This is a genomic window from Pseudomonas sp. IPO3774, from assembly GCF_013386835.1.
Taxonomy (GTDB): Bacteria; Pseudomonadota; Gammaproteobacteria; order Pseudomonadales; family Pseudomonadaceae; genus Aquipseudomonas.
On the sequence record NZ_JACAQY010000055.1, the window covers coordinates 116,752 to 133,422 of the forward strand.

Consider the following 16,671-nt stretch of genomic DNA (forward strand, 5'->3'; position numbering starts at 1 on the left):
CAATTCCCCGATGCGCCGTTGCGGATCGGCGACGATACCTTGCAGCAGGTTCAGCCAGTGAGCGGCCAGGCGTTCGATGGTGCCAGTGTCGAATAAATCAGTGGCATAGGTGAATGTGGCGGCCAATGCGCCCTGGGTCTCGTGCGTGCCAAGGGTCAGATCGAATTGCGCCGTGTGCGAGCTCCAATCCAGGCTCTCGACATGCAAGCCTGGCAGTTGCAACGCTTGGGCGGCATCGCCGCTCTGGTGATTGAACATCACCTGGAACAACGGACTGTGGCTCATGTGTCGGTCCGGTGCGAGGGCTTGCACCAATTGCTCGAACGGCAAATCCTGGTGAGCCTGGGCGCCCAACGAAGCCTGCTTGACCTGCGCCAGCAATTGATCGAAAGGCATTGCCCCCTGAATCCGCGCATCCAGCACCTGGGTATTGACGAAGAAGCCAATCAGGCCTTCGGTTTCAAGACGGTTGCGGTTGGCCACCGGCACGCCCACGCGGATGTCCGACTGGCCGCTGTAACGGTGCAGCAATACCTGGAATGAGGCGAGCAACAGCATGAACAAGGTGCAGCCTTCGCGCTGGGCCACGCGCTTGAGGCGTTCGGTCAGCCCGGCATCGATGGCGAGGTCCAGCCGCGCACCGCGGTAACTCTGCACCGCCGGACGGGCGCGGTCAGCAGGCAAAGGCAGCACTTCACCGCCATCACCCAGGCGTTCGGTCCAGTAACCCAATTGCCGCGCAAGCTCGCCGGCTTCCATCCATTTGCGCTGCCAGATCGCATAGTCGGCGTATTGAATCGGCAGCGCCTGCAGGTCCGGCGCCTGGCCGGTGCTGTGGGCAGCATAGAGTTTGACCAGGTCGTGAACCATGATCTGCGCCGATGCGCCGTCACAAATGATGTGGTGCTGGGTGAGCACCAGCACGTGGTCGTCCGGTGCCAGTTGCAACAGCTTGACCCGCAACAGCGGGCCCTGCTGCAAGTCGAACAGCGCAGTGATTTCAGTGTCAATCAACGCCTTGAGCGCTGCGGCGTCCGGCACCGCTTCCAGCACCACCGTCGTGACCGGCAGGCTCAGGCATGCGTGCGCAACCTGCAGCGGCCCTTCCGGCCCGTCGACAAACACCGTACGCAGCACCTCATGGCGCTCCAGCAATGCATCGAAGCTGCGCTGCAACGCCGGCACGTCCAGTGCACCGCGCAACCGCAGCGCCGTCGGCACATGGTAGGCCGCGCTGTGAGGGTCCAATTGCCAGAGGAACCACTGGCGCTCCTGGGCGTAGGACAGGCCGATATGCTCGAACTCGTCACGCATCGCCGGAATCGGCAACGCGGCAAAACTCATGTTTTTGCTGTGCAGCTTTTGCAGGAACGCTTGCCGTTGGGCGAGCGGCAAACGGATGAATCGCTGAACCAGAGACAGGTTATCGAGCTGAGTCATTTTCAAAGGGTCTCCAGGTCTGCCAGGAAGTCATGCATCTCACTCAAGTCTTCGCTGGAGTGAGGTGTCAGGTGCACCGCCAGTTGCGCGGCGTACTCCGACAGCGATGGGGTTCGAAATAAAAGGTCCAGGGGCACGGCTGCGCCTTGCTCCATTTGCAGGCGGGCTGTCGCTTGGGTCGCCAGCAAGGAATGCCCGCCCAATTCAAAGAAGTTGTCGTCGCGCCCTACCCGCGCAAGCTTGAGCACCTCTTGCCAGATCTGTGCGACGCTCTGCTCAAGCGCCCCTTGCGGCGCCACATAGGCCCGCAGCAACTGATTGGCGTCGGGCAGCGGCAAGGCTTTGCGGTCCAGCTTGCCGTTGGGCGTCAGCGGGAAGCGCTCAAGCAGCATCCAGTGCGCCGGAATCATGTAGTCCGGCAGGTCGCAGGCGAGCCGCGCCTTCAGCTCGTCGCGCAGCGCCACCAACGACTGCGCCTCGGCCGCCTCAGTACCGGCCGCAATCAGGTAGGCCACCAACTGCGTGCCACCCGGCCCTTGCTGAGGCACCACCACCGCCTCGCGGATCGCGTCCTGCGCCAACAGGCACGCTTCGATCTCTCCCAACTCGATGCGAAAGCCACGAATTTTCACCTGGTGGTCTGCCCGGCCGATGTACTCGATCACACCGTCGACGCGATGTCGCGCAAGGTCACCGGTGCGGTACAGCCGTGTGCCATTACCAAATGGATCCGGCAGGAAGCGTTCGGCGGTGAGCGCCGGCCGCTCGTGGTACCCGCGCGCCAGGCCATCACCGCCAATCAGCAATTCACCGATCAACCCGACAGGGTTCGGCGCGAAGTGCTCGCCGACGATGTACAGCGAGGTGTTGGCAATCGGCCGGCCGAGGTAAGGCAAGCGCTTGTCTGTGGTCAGTGGATAAGCCGCCGACCAGATCGTGGTTTCCGTGGGCCCATAGAGGTTCCAGACCGGGCCTGCGACCGCCAGCAAGCGCTCGGCCAGGTCCTCGGCCAATGCCTCGCCGCCACACAGGCATGTGCGTCCGGCAAGACGCTCGGCCATGGGATGCTCAAGCAACATGCGCCACGTCGACGGCGTGGCCTGCACGATACTGACCTGCTGCTGTTCGATAATCCCCAGCAATGCTTCAGGGTCGTGGGCGCTCTGTTTGTCCACCAGCACCACGGCCGCACCGCTGAACAGCGCGCCGTACAGTTCCAGGCCGAAAATATCGAACGAGAAGGTGGTCAGCGACAGCAGGCGGTCACTTGCCTCGATGCCTGGTTCGCGGGCCATGCTGGCAACGAAATTCACCAGGGCACCATGGCGTACCATCACACCCTTGGGCTTGCCGGTAGAGCCCGAGGTATAAATGGCGTAGCACAGGTTATCGCCGTCCACCGACACCTGCGGATTGGCCGCCTGTTCAGGGCTGACCGATTCATCCATTGCACTCGCCAAGACGGTGTGCACCCCTGCCGGAATCGGCAACTGGCGCAGCAACGATGCCTGGGTCAGAAGCAACTGCAACCCACTGTCTTCAATCATGTGGGCCAGGCGATCCACCGGATAGTGCGGATCGAGCGGCACGTAGGCGCCACCGGCCTTGAGGATCGCCAGCAGCCCGACGATCATGTCCACCCCACGCTCAAGGGCGATACCCACCGGTTGGTCAGCGCCGACACCGAGTTCAATCAAACGATGCGCCAGGCGATTGGCCTGGGTATTGAGTTGAGCGTAGGTCAGCGCCTGATCAGCAAACAGCAGCGCCGTGGCATCCGGCGTCTGCCGTGCCCGCGCCTCAAACAGACGATGAATGCAGTGCTCGCCCGGGTAGACGCTTGCGGTGGCGTTCCAGTCCTGCAATTGCTGGCGGGTTTCACTCGGGTCCAACAGCGTGAGGTCACCCAGTGGGCGTGCGGCATCGCTGCTCATTTGCAGCAGAAGACGCTTGAGGTGCACGCCGATCTGCTCCACCGACACAGGTGTGAAGCTCGCACATTGATAGCTGAACTGCACGGTCAGCTCGGCGCCCAGGCCCACCAGCAGGGTCAGCGGGTAGTTGGTTTGCTCCAGATTGCCCACGGCACCAAAGCGCAGACCCTGAGGCGAACCTTTCTCCAGGGCTTCTGAAATCGGATAGTTCTCAAACACCAGGATGTTGTCGAACAGCGCTTCACCACCCTGCCCCGCCCAGCGCTGGATATCGAACAACGCGGTGTGCTCGAAGTCCCGCAACGCCAGGTTCTGCGCCTGGACGCTGTGCAGCCAATCCCCCAGGCTCTGCTCGGAGCGCGGGCTGGCAATGACCGGCAAGGTGTTGATGAACAGGCCAATCTGTTGCTCGACGCCTGCCAGGTCCGCCGGGCGCCCCGACACGGTTGCGCCGAAGGCGACGCAGGACTTTGCGCTGTAACGCTGTAACAGCAACAGCCACGCAGCCTGGACCACAGTGTTGACGGTGACTTTCGCCTCTCGGGCAAAGTCGCCCAGACGGCGCGTTTGCTGCTCATCGAGGTGCAGGTGGTGGTGAGCGTAAAGGTGGGTGGCGATGCCCTGCGCCGGACGGGCAAACATCTGCGCCAGGCGAATCGGTCCATCCAGGGCGTGCAACTGCTCCTTCCAGAACGCTTCGCCGAGCGATGCGTCCTGCCGCTTCAGCCACGCGATGTAATCACGATACCGGCCAACGGGTCGTGCCACGGTTTCTGCGCTGTAGTGCTGTAACACTTCGCCGAGCAACTGCGCGCTGCTCCAGCCATCCATCAGGATGTGATGGTTGGTGTAGATCAGGTGATGACGATCAGTTGCCGTGCGTACCAGTACCAGGCGCATCAAGGGCGCGCAGTTCAGGTCCAGGCCTTGGGCGCGCTCTTCATCGGCAAGGGTTTGCAGTGCCGCATCCCGATCGGCGTGACCGCTCCAGTCGAGCACACGGAACGGCACCTGCACTTGACGCTGTACCACCTGCATCGGTTGTTCAAGATTGCCTTGCCAGATGAACCCGGTACGCAGGATGTCATGGGCATCCACCACGGCTTGCCAGGCCGCGCGGAAGCGTTGCGGATCGACGCCATCGATATCCAGGCGCATCTGGTTGATGTAATCGCCATTCCCCTGTTCGAGCAAGGTGTGGAACAGCATGCCCTGCTGCATCGGTGACAACGGGTAGATGTCGTCGATGCCTTGAGGTTCGAGCACCAGCGCATCGAGTTGGGCCTGAGACAGTTGCGCCAACGGGAAATCCGACGGCGTCACTCCCCGGTTGGCGTTGTCGCAGCAATGGCCGATCAGCGCCGTCAGTTCTTGCACATAGTCGTCGGCCAGGCGCTGGATGGTCGCGGCATCGAACATCGCGCCGCTGTAGGTCCAGGTCAGGTCCAGTTCACCACCGAAGACTTTGCTGTTGAGCGCCAGCGGGTTGCCGAGCGGCCCCTGCAGGTTGACTTCTTCACCGCCGGATTCGCCGGTCGGCACAAACAGGGCGTCGGCGGCGGCATCGAAGCTGGCGTCGAACTGACCGAGATAGTTGAAGGTCAGGCACGGTAGCGGCAAGGCTTGCAGAGACTCCCGTGTCTGTTCATCGCCCAGGTACGCCAGTGCGCCGAAGCCGATGCCCCTATGCGGAATTGCCCGCAGCTGCTCCTTGATCTGCTTGAGCGACCCAGCGAGATCCGCAACCGGCGACAGCCGCGCCGGGAACACGCTGGTGAACCAGCCCACGGTACGGGTCAGGTCGATGTGCTCGAACACGTCTTCGCGACCGTGCCCCTCAAGCAACACCAACGCATTGTCGTCACCGGTCCAGCGCGTTATCACCCGCGCCAGCGCGGTCAGCAATACGTCGTTGACCTGGGTGCGATAGGCCGCCGGCGCATCCTGCAACAGCTGGCGGGTCAGGGCCCGGTCCAGCTTGCTACGAAAGGTCAGGACCTGATCATGTTGCTGCCCGCCGTTCGGACGGTCATACGGCAAGGCTGGCGAAGCGCCCTGCAACTGTTGTTGCCAGAAACCCAGCTCGGCCTGCAGCGCAGGGGTTGTGGCGTAGCCCTGCAATGCCGCCGCCCAGGCCTTGACCGCACTGGTCCTGGCCGGCAACTGCACACCTGCGCCTGAAAGGATTTGCCGGTAGGCGTTCTGCAGATCCTCGAACAGAATCCGCCACGACACGCCATCGACCACCAGGTGATGGATAATCAGCAACAGCCGTTGAGTGCCGTCCGCCAGGTTCGCCAGCACCGCGCGTATCAGCGAACCACCGTTCAATTGCAGGCTGCGCTGGGCTTCGTCACCCAGTGCCTCAAGGGCTGCGAGGTCCGCGACCTCCACTGGCCACAGAAGCGTTTGATCCGTGTGCGCCGCGACGTCACGGTAGTGTGCCGACCAGCCGTCAGCCCGTTCGACGAAATCCAGGCGCAAGCTGTCGTGATGCGCCACCAAAGCCTCCAGCGCCTGCTCCAGTGCGTGTGCATCCAGTGCCTGCGCCGGCTTGAGCATCACCGACTGGTTCCAGTGGTGACGATCGGGAATTTCCTGAGCGAAGAATTGTTGATGAATCGGCAACAGCACCGTGGTGCCGGTTGCCGGTCGCTGATCGATCGACGGCAGCGTCTCACCGGTCTGTGCGACCACGGCCAGCGCCTGGATGCTCTGGTGCTGGAACAGGTCTTTGGGGCTGAAGCGAATCCCCGCCTGCCGCGCACGGCTGACCACCTGGATCGAAATGATCGAATCGCCACCCAGTTCGAAGAAGTTGTCGCTGATGCCCACCTGCCCAAGCTTGAGCACGTCTTGCCAGATCGTCGCCAGTTGCTGCTCCAGCGCGTTGCGCGGAGCGACGTAGGCTTGTTGCAGTTGACTGACATCCGGTTTGGGCAGGTTCTTGCGATCCAGCTTGCCGTTCGGTGTCAGCGGCATGCGTTCCAGAGACAAGACATACGCCGGCACCATATGCGCCGGCAATGAAGCCTGGAGCTGCGCACGCAGGTCTTCGCTGAAACCGGCACGGGTTGAATCGCCGACCACGTAGGCCACCAGGCGCTTGCCGCTGCCGGCGCTGCCTTCCTGGGCCACGACCACCGCTTCGCGCACACCCTGAAGGGCTTGCAGCCCCGCTTCGACCTCACCCAGCTCGATGCGGAAGCCGCGAATCTTCACCTGATTGTCGATACGATCCAGATAGTCGAACGTGCCGTCGGCGCGCTGGCGCACCAGGTCGCCTGTGCGGTAAAGCAGGCCGCCAGCGGCGCTGAACGGGTCAGCGACAAAACGCTCGGCGGTCAGCCCCGGTCGGTTGAGGTACCCACGGGCCAGGCCGGTGCCCCCCAGATACAGCTCACCGGCCATGCCTTGGGGCAACAGGTTCAGGTCGGTGTCGAGCACATAGGCGCTGCGGTCACCGATGCGGCTGCCGATCGGCGCGTAGGCAGCACCGCACGGCACCTCGCGACCGGCCTTCCAGATCAGCGGGGTGACCACGGTTTCGGTCGGGCCGTAGCCGTTGATGATGTAGTCCGGATCGAGCGCACGCTTGACCCGCTCGAAACTGGCGTTCGGCACCGCGTCACCGCCAAAGCAATAGATGCGCACCTTCGGTGGATTGCCGACGCGCTCGGCATGTTCGGCCAGTTGTTGCAGGTACACCGGCGGGAACGCGACCACGGTCACGCCGTGTTCGATCATGGCGTTGTAGGTCTGCTCCGGCGTCCACAGCGTGTCGTCGCGAATCAGCAGCGAAGCCCCGTGAGTCAGGCTGGTCAGCCAGCGCTCGTGGGCACCGTCGAAGGCGAACGACATGAAGTGGAACTCACAGTCGCTGTCGCGCATTTCATAGCGCTGGCCGATGGCCTGGCAATGCATGGCCAATGGACCGTGGGCAACGCTGACGCCTTTCGGATTGCCAGTGGAGCCGGAGGTGTAGATCACATACGCAAGGTTGTGCGGGTCGAGCTGCACCGAGGGTGCCTTGATCGACTGCTCACGCAGATCAAGACGGTCCAGCTCCAGCAAGGGTACCGATTCGGCAACCGGCAGCTGCGCCGACACCGACGAATCGCTGATCAGCAGCGCCAGCCCCGAATCCTCGATCAGGTAGGCCAGGCGCTCGCGCGGGTAGAGGGTGTCCAGCGGCACATAAGCGCCGCCGGCCTTGAGCACCGCCAGCAACGCCACAATTACCGACTCGCTGCGCGGCAACGCCACACCCACACGGGTTTCAGCGCCAACGCCGCGGGCGATCAGCGCGTGGGCCAGTTGGTTGGCGCGCTGGTCGATTTCACCGTAGCTGAACTGCCGATCGTTGAAAATCACCGCTGTGCGTTGCGGGCGCTCGGCCGCCAGGGTGGCAATGCGCTGATGCACGCCGATGTCCACCGGGTACGGCTGTGGATGGTTCTGCGCTTGCTGGCGGGCCTGTTCGTCGCGGCTTGCCAGGGCGATTTCACCCAGGTTGCGTTCTGCCGACTCGGCAAACTGCTCAAGCAGTTGCAGCAAATGCGCACTGATGCCTTCGACCACCTCGCTCGCGAATTGGCCGCGGTCGAAGCTGTAATGCAACGCCAGCTGCCGGCCGAGGGTCACCGCCACGCTCAACGCGTAGTGCGTCTGTTCCAGGTTGCCCACATCGCCGAACACCAGACCCTGCCCGGCCTGGCTCAGCGCCTGGGCTACCGGATAGTTTTCGAACACCAGGATATTGTCGAACAGCGCTTCACCGCCCTGCCCGGCCCAACGTTGGATGTCCGCCAGCGGCGTGTGTTCGAAGTCACGCAGGCTGAGATTCTGCGCCTGCACCGTTTGCAACCATTGGCCGACGCTTTGATCGGGACGCGGTGCGCCGATCACCGGGAGGGTGTTGATGAACAGGCCGACCTGTTGCTCGATGCCGGGCAAGTCTGCCGGACGTCCAGCCACGGTCGCGCCGAACGCCACCGCTTCGTGCCCGGTATAGCGTTGCAGCAACAGCAGCCACGCGGCTTGCACGAGGGTGTTGACGGTGATTTTCTGCTGGCGGGCAAACGCTTCCAGCGCCTGGGTGCGTTGCTCGTCCAGCGTCAGGTAATGATCGCCGTGACCGCGATGGCGCTCGCCAGCGGTGGCCGCGCGGGCCAGCCGGGTCGGCGCTTGCAGCGCGGCCAGTTGTTCGCTCCAGAAGTCCTGGCTCAACTGGGCGTCCTGACGTTGCAGCCAGGCGATGTAGTCGCGATAGCGGCCGCCGGCATTCGCCGGTGTGCGGCCGCTATAGCGCTGCAATACTTCGCCGAGCAACTGCGAGTTGCTCCAGCCGTCCATCAGGATGTGGTGATGGGTGTAAATCAGGTGCCATTGGTCACTGCCGGTCTGCACCAGTACCAGGCGCAGCAGGGGCGCACAGGCCAGGTCAAAACCTTGCGCTCGCTGGGCATCGGCCAGCGTCGCGAGAGCCGCCGGCTGATCGTCGCGGGCCCGCCAATCCAGGGTGGCGAACGGCAGTTGCACCTGCTTGTGCACGATCTGCAGCGGTTGCGCCAGCTCGCCCTGCCAGACGAAACCGCTGCGCAGGATGTCTTGCGCATCGACGCTGGCCTGCCAAGCCGCGCGGAAACGCTCGGGATCCAGGCCCTGCACGTCGACGCGCAACTGGTTGATGTACTCACCCGCCGCCTGTTCGTACAGGGTATGGAACAGCAACCCTTGCTGCATGGGCGACAGCGGATAGAGATCGTCGAGCTGACCGGCCGGCACCGGCAGCGCATCCAGTTGCGCCTGGGTCACCCGCGCCAGCGGGAAGTCCGATGGCGTGGCTTGCGCGGCCGGCAAGGTGCAGCAGTGTTCGATCAGTGCATGCAGCTCGCTGGCATAGCGGTCCACCAGTTGCTGCACTGTCGCGCTGTCGAACATCTCGCGGCTGAAGCCCCAGCTCATCGACAGTTCGCCGCCATAGACCTGGCCTTCAACCGTCAGCCAGTTGGCCAATGGTGCCGCCAGATCCTGTGCCACACCGCTGGTTTCGGCAGACGGCACAAACAAGGCCGCGTCGTCGAACTGACGGTCGAACTGGCCCAGGTAGTTGAAGGTGATCCGCGGTGGCGCCAGTGCCGCCAGCTCGGCGCGTACTGCCGGGGACGCCAGATGACGCAGCACGCCATAGCCCAGGCCTTTGTCCGGCACCGCGCGCAGTTGCTCCTTGATCGACTTGATCGAACCGTCGAGGTCATCGCTGGCGGTGAGGTTGACCGCGAACAGGCTGGTGAACCAACCCACAGTGCGACTCAGGTCGATGTCATCGAACAGGTCTTCGCGGCCATGGCCTTCAAGCTCGATCAGCGTGCCTGCCTGACCGCTCCAGCGACTGATGGTGCGGGCCAACGCGGTGAGCAGCAGATCATTGACCTGCGTGCGGTACGCGGCGGGCGCCTGTTGCAGCAACTGACGGGTCCGTGCGGCGTCGAGTCGCCACTCGATTTTTTCACCCTGCGCATTTTGCAGGCTGGCGTCAGGTCGGTCGCACGGCAGATCCTTCGCATCCTGATGCTGGGTTTTCCAGTACATCAGTTGTTCATCGAAGCGCTGCACTTGCTGTTCGAGCCGCGCAGTCCAGCCCTGGAATGCACTGGTTTTCGGCGGCAGCTCAATGCCGCCGCCTGCCGCCAATTGTTCGTAAGCCTGCTGCAGATCTTCCAGTAATACGCGCCAGGACACACCGTCGACCACCAGGTGGTGAACGATCAGCGCCAGGCGCTGGCTGCCATCGGCCAGCGTGACCAGCAAGGCTCGCAACAGCGGGCCGTTTTGCAGGTCAAGGCTGCGCTGCGCCTCGTTGCACAAGGTATTCAGGTGTTCCGCCGACTCGGCATCGCGTAGCCACAGATCAGCGCTGGCCACTGGAGCATCGTGTTTTTGCTGCCAGCCCTCGGTGCTTTCGGTAAAACGCAGGCGCAAGGCATCGTGGTGATTGATGATGTGCGTCAGCGCTGTATCGAGCCACTGCACATTCAAGGCCTCACGGGGAGTCAGCAGCAGCGATTGGTTCCAGTGTTCGCGCACCGGCATCCCGCGGCTGAAGAAATGCTGCTGGATCGGCCCGAGCACGGCATCACCGCTCACCGGCCCCTGATCCACCGCCGAGCGTTTATCGAGGGTGGCGACCAGTGCCAGGCTGCGCACGGTCTGGTACTGGAACAGGTCACGCGGGCTGACGCGGATGCCGGCCTGCCGCGCACGGCTGACCACCTGGATGGAGATGATCGAATCGCCGCCCAGCTCGAAGAAGTTGTCTTCGAGGCCGACGCGCTCAAGACCAAGCACATCCTCCCAGATCGCCGCCAGGGCTTTTTGCAATGCATCCTGTGGCGCCACGAACGCTTGCTGCGGCGCAGCGTCCGGCAACGGCAAGGCCTTGCGGTCGAGCTTGCCGTTGGCGGTCACCGGCAATTTCACCAGCGGCATCAGGTGGGTGGGCACCATGTATTCCGGCAGGCTGTTCAACAGCCACGCCTTGAGCTCCGGTTGCCACGGCGTGGCAGGCTCGCCTCCCTCCAGCACCAGGTAAGCAACCAACTGTTTGCCCCCCTGCACCAGCACCACGGCCTCGCGCACCAGCGGGTGTTGCATCAGGCGGGTCTCGATTTCACCCAGCTCGATACGCAGGCCGCGCAGCTTGACCTGATGATCGAGGCGGCCGAGGTATTCGATCACACCGTCGGCGCGCTGGCGCACCCGGTCGCCGGTCCGGTACAGCCGCGCGCCGTCATTGAACGGGCACGGCACAAAACGCTCGGCGGTCAACGCCGGGCGCCGGTGGTAACTGCGGGCCAGCCCGGTGCCACCGAGGTAAAGCTCACCGCTGACGCCTGCCGGCACAGGGTTGAGTTGCGCGTCGAGGATGTAGGTTCCCAGATTGGCAATGGGGCGGCCGATGGGCACGCTGTCGGCACCTTCGTCGATGCAGGTCCAATGGGTGACGTCGATGGCCGCTTCCGTCGGGCCGTAGAGGTTGTACAACCCGGCGCCCGGAAGCTTGGCGAACACCTGCAACTGCGCATCCAGCGCCAGCGCCTCGCCACTGCATACGATGCGCTTGAGGCTGGCGCAGGCCTGCACGCCCGGCTCGTGGATAAATGCCTGCAGCATCGACGGTACGAAGTGCAGCGTGGTGATAGCGTGCTCGCCAATGGTCTCAATCAGGCGAGCCGGCTCGCGATGCTCGCCGGGTGCTGCGACCACCAGCCGTGCGCCACTCATCAACGGCCAGAAGAACTCCCACACCGACACGTCAAAGCTGAACGGGGTTTTCTGCAACACTGCGTCGCTGGCATCCAGGCCATAAGCCTGCTGCATCCAGCACAGGCGGTTGACCAACGCACGATGGCTGTTGCCTGCGCCCTTGGGCTTGCCGGTGGAGCCGGAGGTGTAGATCACATAGGCGAGGTTCAGCGCGTGCACGTTGACGGCCAGAGGCTCGCGGCCGTAATCGTCGAGCCAGCCTTGTGCCTGGTCGAGTGCGATGACGTTGATGCCGTCGACCGGCAAGGTCGACAGCAGGCCCTGCTGGCTGAGCAGCAGCCCGATGCCGCTGTCTTCGATCATGTAAGCCAGGCGTTCGCGGGGGTATTCAGGGTCCAGCGGGACGTAGGCACCGCCGGCCTTGAGAATCGCCAGCAGGCCGACCACCATTTCGATGGAGCGCTCGATGCAGATCCCCACCAGTACGTCCGGGCCAACACCCTGCTCGCGCAGGGCATGGGCCAACTGGTTGGCGCGCGCGTCGAGCTGCGCGTAGGTCAACTGCGTCGCGCCGAACACCAGGGCAACGGCGTGCGGAGTGCGTTGTACCTGGTCTTCGATCAGGTGGTGGATGCCACGTTCGGTCGGGTACGCCTCGGCCGTCTGGTTCCAGTCATGCACCAGCACGTGCTGCTCTGCGGCGGCGAGCATCGGCAGTTCACCGATGCGCTGGCTGCCATCGGCGACCATCGCCTGCAACAGGCTGAGCCAGTGCCGGGCCATGCGCTCGATGGTGGCGGCGTCGAACAGGTCATTGGCATAGGTCAGCGCGGCGTGCAGGGTGCCGGACTTCTCGTAGGTGTCCAGGCTCAGGTCAAACTGGGTGGTACGGCCTTGCCATTGCACCAGGGACAGTTCAAGCCCGGAGGCGGTGTTGACCGCGGCGATGTCCGCCACTTGCGGCTGATGGTTGTACATCACCTGGAACAGCGGTGTGTGGCTCAGGCTGCGCTCGACTTTCAAGGCTTCTACCAGGCGTTCGAACGGCAATTCCTGATGGGCCTGGGCGCCCAGCGCGTGTTCCTTGATGCCTTGCAGCAACTCGTCGACGCGGGTTTGCCCGGTCAGTTCGGTGCGCAACACCTGGGTATTGACGAAGAAACCGATCAGCCCTTCGACTTCGCTGCGGTTGCGGTTGGCAATCGGCACGCCAACCCGAATGTCGCCCTGCCCGGTGTAGCGATGCAGCAGCACGTTGAACGCGCCGAGCAGCAACATGAACAAGGTCACATTGTGTTTTTGCGCGCAACTGCGCAACTGCGCAGCCAGCGCCGGATCAATCGCAAAGTCATGCCGGGTGCCCTGGTAGCTGGGCATCGCCGGGCGTGGATGGTCGATGGGCAGTTCCAGTACCGGGTGCTCATCCCCCAGCCGCGCCTGCCAGTATTCCAACTGACGGGCCTGTTCTCCCGCCTCCAGCCAGCGACGCTGCCAAAGGGCGTAGTCGCTGTACTGGATCGGAAGCGGCGCAAGTGGCGGCAGCTCATGACGCTCATGGGCGTCGTAGCAGCGAATGAACTCGTCGATCAGCACGTTCATCGACCAGCCGTCGGACACGATGTGGTGCAAGGTCAGCAGCAGCACGTGTTCCTGCTCGGCCAGCTTGAGCAATTGCACCCGCAGCAGCGGGCCGTTGGCCAGGTCGAAGGGCAACAGCGACTGACGGGTAGCGGCCTGCATCACCGCCTGCTCACGCTCGGCGGGTGCCAGGGCGCTGAAGTCCAACTGTTCGACAACCAGCGGCGACTGCGCGGCCACTTGCAACAGACGATCATCCGCCTGGCGCTGGAACACCGTGCGCAACGTCTCATGGCGGGCCACCAGGCTGGCGAACGCCTGCTCGATCGCCGGCAGGCTCAAGGCGCCCTTGAGCCGTACCGCGCCGGGCAGGTTATAGGCGCCACTGGCCGGGTCCAGTTGCCACAGAAACCACATCCGCTGCTGCGCATAGGACAGCGCCTGCCGGTCCTCGGCCTCCACCCCTGCCGGGATCGGAAACCGGGAAAAATCCACCCCTTCCTTGTGTAGCGCCTGGAGGAACATCTGGCGTTTTTCCAGGGGCAACCCGATAAACCGGCGAGCAAGTTTCAAGGAGTCTTCAGCGTTCATTTCTTGGGATCCGGGGCAATAGGCAGGAAGCACAAAGGCACGTCGTCCCTATAAAACGAATCCGGAAGGGAAAAATTAGCGGGGGATTGGGGGCGCAGACCACGGTGTCATCAAGGGTTACATCAAACACCGAGAGGCTCGGCGCGGCTGTCCTATCATTGACGCAACCCATCAATTGCAACTACATTTAGTTGCAGGCGAGAATCGCCGTGTCGAAAAATGAAAAGCTGCTGGCCAAACTGCTCAATGAGCAATCGGCCTTTACCTGGCCCGAACTCGTCACGCTGCTGCGGCGCCTGGGATACACGCAAATCGAAGGGGCGGGTAGCCGGGTCAGGTTCGACATAGGCGACCCCAGTGCAATGATCACCCTGCACAAGCCTCACCCCGGCAACGAACTGAAACACTACATTCGGCGCCAGATCATCGAACAATTGAAATCAGGAGAACTGATTCAGTGAACAACCAGCTGAAACACAAAGGCTACATCGGCTCCATCGAAGCCAGCATCGAAGACAACTGCCTGTTCGGAAAGCTGCTTTTCATCAAGGCCCTGGTCAGCTACGAGGGCAAAACCGTCGCCGAACTGGACGCCGCCTTTTGCACCGCCGTGGACGACTACATCGAGACCTGCCAGGCCCTTGGGCAAGCACCGGAAAAGCCCTGCAAGGGTTCGTTCAACGTCCGTGTCGGCCATGACCTCCACCTGGCCGCCGCGCTTGCCGCGACCCGGCAAAAAGTCACGTTGAACGATCTCACGCGCCAGGCGCTGAACGAATTCCTGCAACATCGCGGCGCACTGGTGACCGGGTAATCACCCCAGCCGCCGATACCCCAGCACCGCCGCCCCAAGCACCACCGCACCCGCCGCCAGCGCCACCCAGAACCCGCTGGGTGCGCCGAAGCGGTCGATCATCCAGCCGGAGCTGGCAGCACCAATGGCCACGCCGATGCTCAGGCCGGTGATCAGCCAGGTCATGCCTTCGGTCAAGCGGCTGGGCGGAACGATTTGTTCCACCAGGGCCATGGACACGATCAGGGTCGGGGCGAAGAACAGGCCGGAGATGAAGATCGCGGCTGCCAACCCCGGAATATTCGTCACCAGCAACAACGGCAGCGTGGTCACGGCGGTGGCCACGCCGCAGTACAAGAACTGGCGCGGCAGCGGTGCTTTCAACTTGAGCGCACCAAACGCCAGCCCGGCCAGGCACGAACCGATGGCGTATACCGACAATACAATGCTCGCCGCGGCGGGCTGGCCCTGATGCTGGGCGAACGCGACACTGACCACATCCACCACCCCAACGATGATGCCCATGGCCATCAACAGCACCATCAGGATCAACACCGAGGGCGAGGCAATCAGCCAACGGCCGTGCTCGGCGTGATGTTCATGCACCGGTGGCTCGGTCTGGCGTTGCAGCACAAAGGCGGTCACGCCCACTGCCAGAAACAGCGCGGCAATCAACGGCCCCGCTTCGGGGAACAGCAGCACGCACAGACCCACCGAGACCGGCGGGCCAATAATGAACACCACCTCGTCGAGCACCGACTCCAGGGCAAACGCCGTTTGCAGTTTGGGCTGGCCGCGATACAGCTCGGTCCAGCGCGCCCGCACCATGGCCGACATGTTGGGCATGCAGCCGGCCAGCGCGGCAAAGACGAACAGCGTCCACGTTGGCGCCTGCACCCGGGTGCAGAGCAACAGCAGCAACAGCGCGCCGCCGCCGATGGACGCGGCCACCGGCAACACCCGGCCCTGGCCATAACGGTCCACCAACCGTGAGACCTGGGGCGCGCAAAACGCGGTGGCCAGGGCGAAGGTAGCGGTCACCGCACCGGCCAAACCGTAACCGCCGTGCACTTGCGACAGCATGGTGATCAAGCCGATCCCGGTCATGGAGATCGGCATGCGGGCCAGCATGCCCGCCAATACAAAAGCCCTGGAACCTGGCGCCTGGAACAGCTCGGCGTAGGGGTTTGCCATGGTGTGTAACCTCTTCCTGAGCGCCCTGAAACTTGCTATTCGAGGTTTTCGGGGCAAAATACATACGGTGCGTATGTGACAAATCATGCGTAACATACGCGTCGTATGTCAATCACCTATTGTGAGCCTTACCCATGAGCCGAGCCCGTGCCGACATGATCGAAGACACCCGCGCCCGCCTGATCGCCAGCGCCCGCCAGGCCTTCGCCACACAAGGCTACGCCCAGACGTCGATGGACGATTTCACCGCTCGCGCCGGCCTGACCCGGGGTGCGTTGTACCATCATTTTGGCGACAAGAAAGGCTTGCTCGCGGCAGTGGTTGCGCAGCTCGACGGTGAAATGGACGCGAGCCTGCAGCGTATCTCGGAGCAGGCGGTTGATCCTTGGGAAGGGTTTTGCGAGCGCTGCCGGATTTATTTGCGTATGGCTCAGGATCCCGAGGTCCAGCGCATCGTATTGCAGGATGCCCCGGCGGTGCTGGGCGCAACTGACCAGCAGCAATGCGTGGACTCGCTGCGCCGGTTGCTCGATGACTTGATGCAGGCGGACCTAGTCGAGCAGGCGTGCAGCCAGGCGCTGGCGAGGCTGATCAATGGCAGCCTGGTGAGCGCATCGCTGTGGATCGCCCAGGATGGAGACTCGGGTGTGCGGCTGGAAGAGGCTCTGCGAGGGCTGGAGTTGTTGTTGCGCGGGTTGAAGCCCGATGCCGTTCGCTGAACGAGTGCGGCGGGGGTGGTCAGGATCCAGGGGGGCATATCCATTATTTAGGTAACGGCCACCTATGGTTCCGCTCTTACAGCGGCTCACTTTGGAAAAGCCCCAAAGTAAGCAAAGGGCTCTGCCCCGCCTGTCGGCGCCTCGCCTAGGCTCG

At 63.3% G+C, this 16,671-nt stretch carries 5 protein-coding genes and 1 pseudogene; 3 read left to right on the top strand and 3 right to left on the bottom strand.

The window, feature by feature from the left end; all coding sequences use genetic code 11:
* Window positions 1-33 precede the first annotated feature (33 nt).
* Together HYE77_RS33050 and HYE77_RS26440 are read right to left on the bottom strand one after the other, a co-directional pair.
* Window positions 34-1,287, bottom strand: a pseudogene (locus tag HYE77_RS33050) (condensation domain-containing protein); the annotation flags it as partial.
* 155 nt (window positions 1,288-1,442) lie between these two features.
* Window positions 1,443-13,811 carry a non-ribosomal peptide synthase/polyketide synthase gene (locus HYE77_RS26440; RefSeq protein ID WP_177069830.1) on the bottom strand — a complete coding sequence of 4,123 codons (12,369 nt, stop codon included), beginning with the start codon at window positions 13,809-13,811 and terminating at the stop codon, window positions 1,443-1,445.
* 209 nt (window positions 13,812-14,020) lie between these two features.
* On the opposite strand from HYE77_RS26440, the gene HYE77_RS26445 reads away from it, so the two are divergent.
* Complete coding sequence (locus HYE77_RS26445) at window positions 14,021-14,272, top strand: type II toxin-antitoxin system HicA family toxin (protein ID WP_063028501.1); 252 nt, start codon at window positions 14,021-14,023, stop codon at window positions 14,270-14,272.
* Window positions 14,269-14,625 (top strand): type II toxin-antitoxin system HicB family antitoxin, encoded by a 357-nt coding sequence (locus HYE77_RS26450; protein ID WP_003208166.1) that lies wholly within the window; start codon window positions 14,269-14,271, stop codon window positions 14,623-14,625. The genes HYE77_RS26445 and HYE77_RS26450 overlap by 4 nt, the downstream gene beginning before the upstream one ends.
* Here the strand turns inward: HYE77_RS26450 and HYE77_RS26455 are convergent, their stop codons facing one another.
* Window positions 14,626-15,798 carry an MFS transporter gene (locus tag HYE77_RS26455; protein ID WP_102369571.1) on the bottom strand — a complete coding sequence of 391 codons (1,173 nt, stop codon included), beginning with the start codon at window positions 15,796-15,798 and terminating at the stop codon, window positions 14,626-14,628.
* A 134-nt stretch (window positions 15,799-15,932) separates the two neighbouring features.
* Here HYE77_RS26455 and HYE77_RS26460 point away from each other — a divergent pair, with 134 nt between their 5' ends.
* The gene (locus tag HYE77_RS26460) at window positions 15,933-16,517 is read left to right on the top strand and encodes a TetR/AcrR family transcriptional regulator (RefSeq protein ID WP_177069832.1); all 585 of its coding nucleotides are present in this window, start codon (window positions 15,933-15,935) and stop codon (window positions 16,515-16,517) included.
* Window positions 16,518-16,671 lie beyond the last annotated feature (154 nt).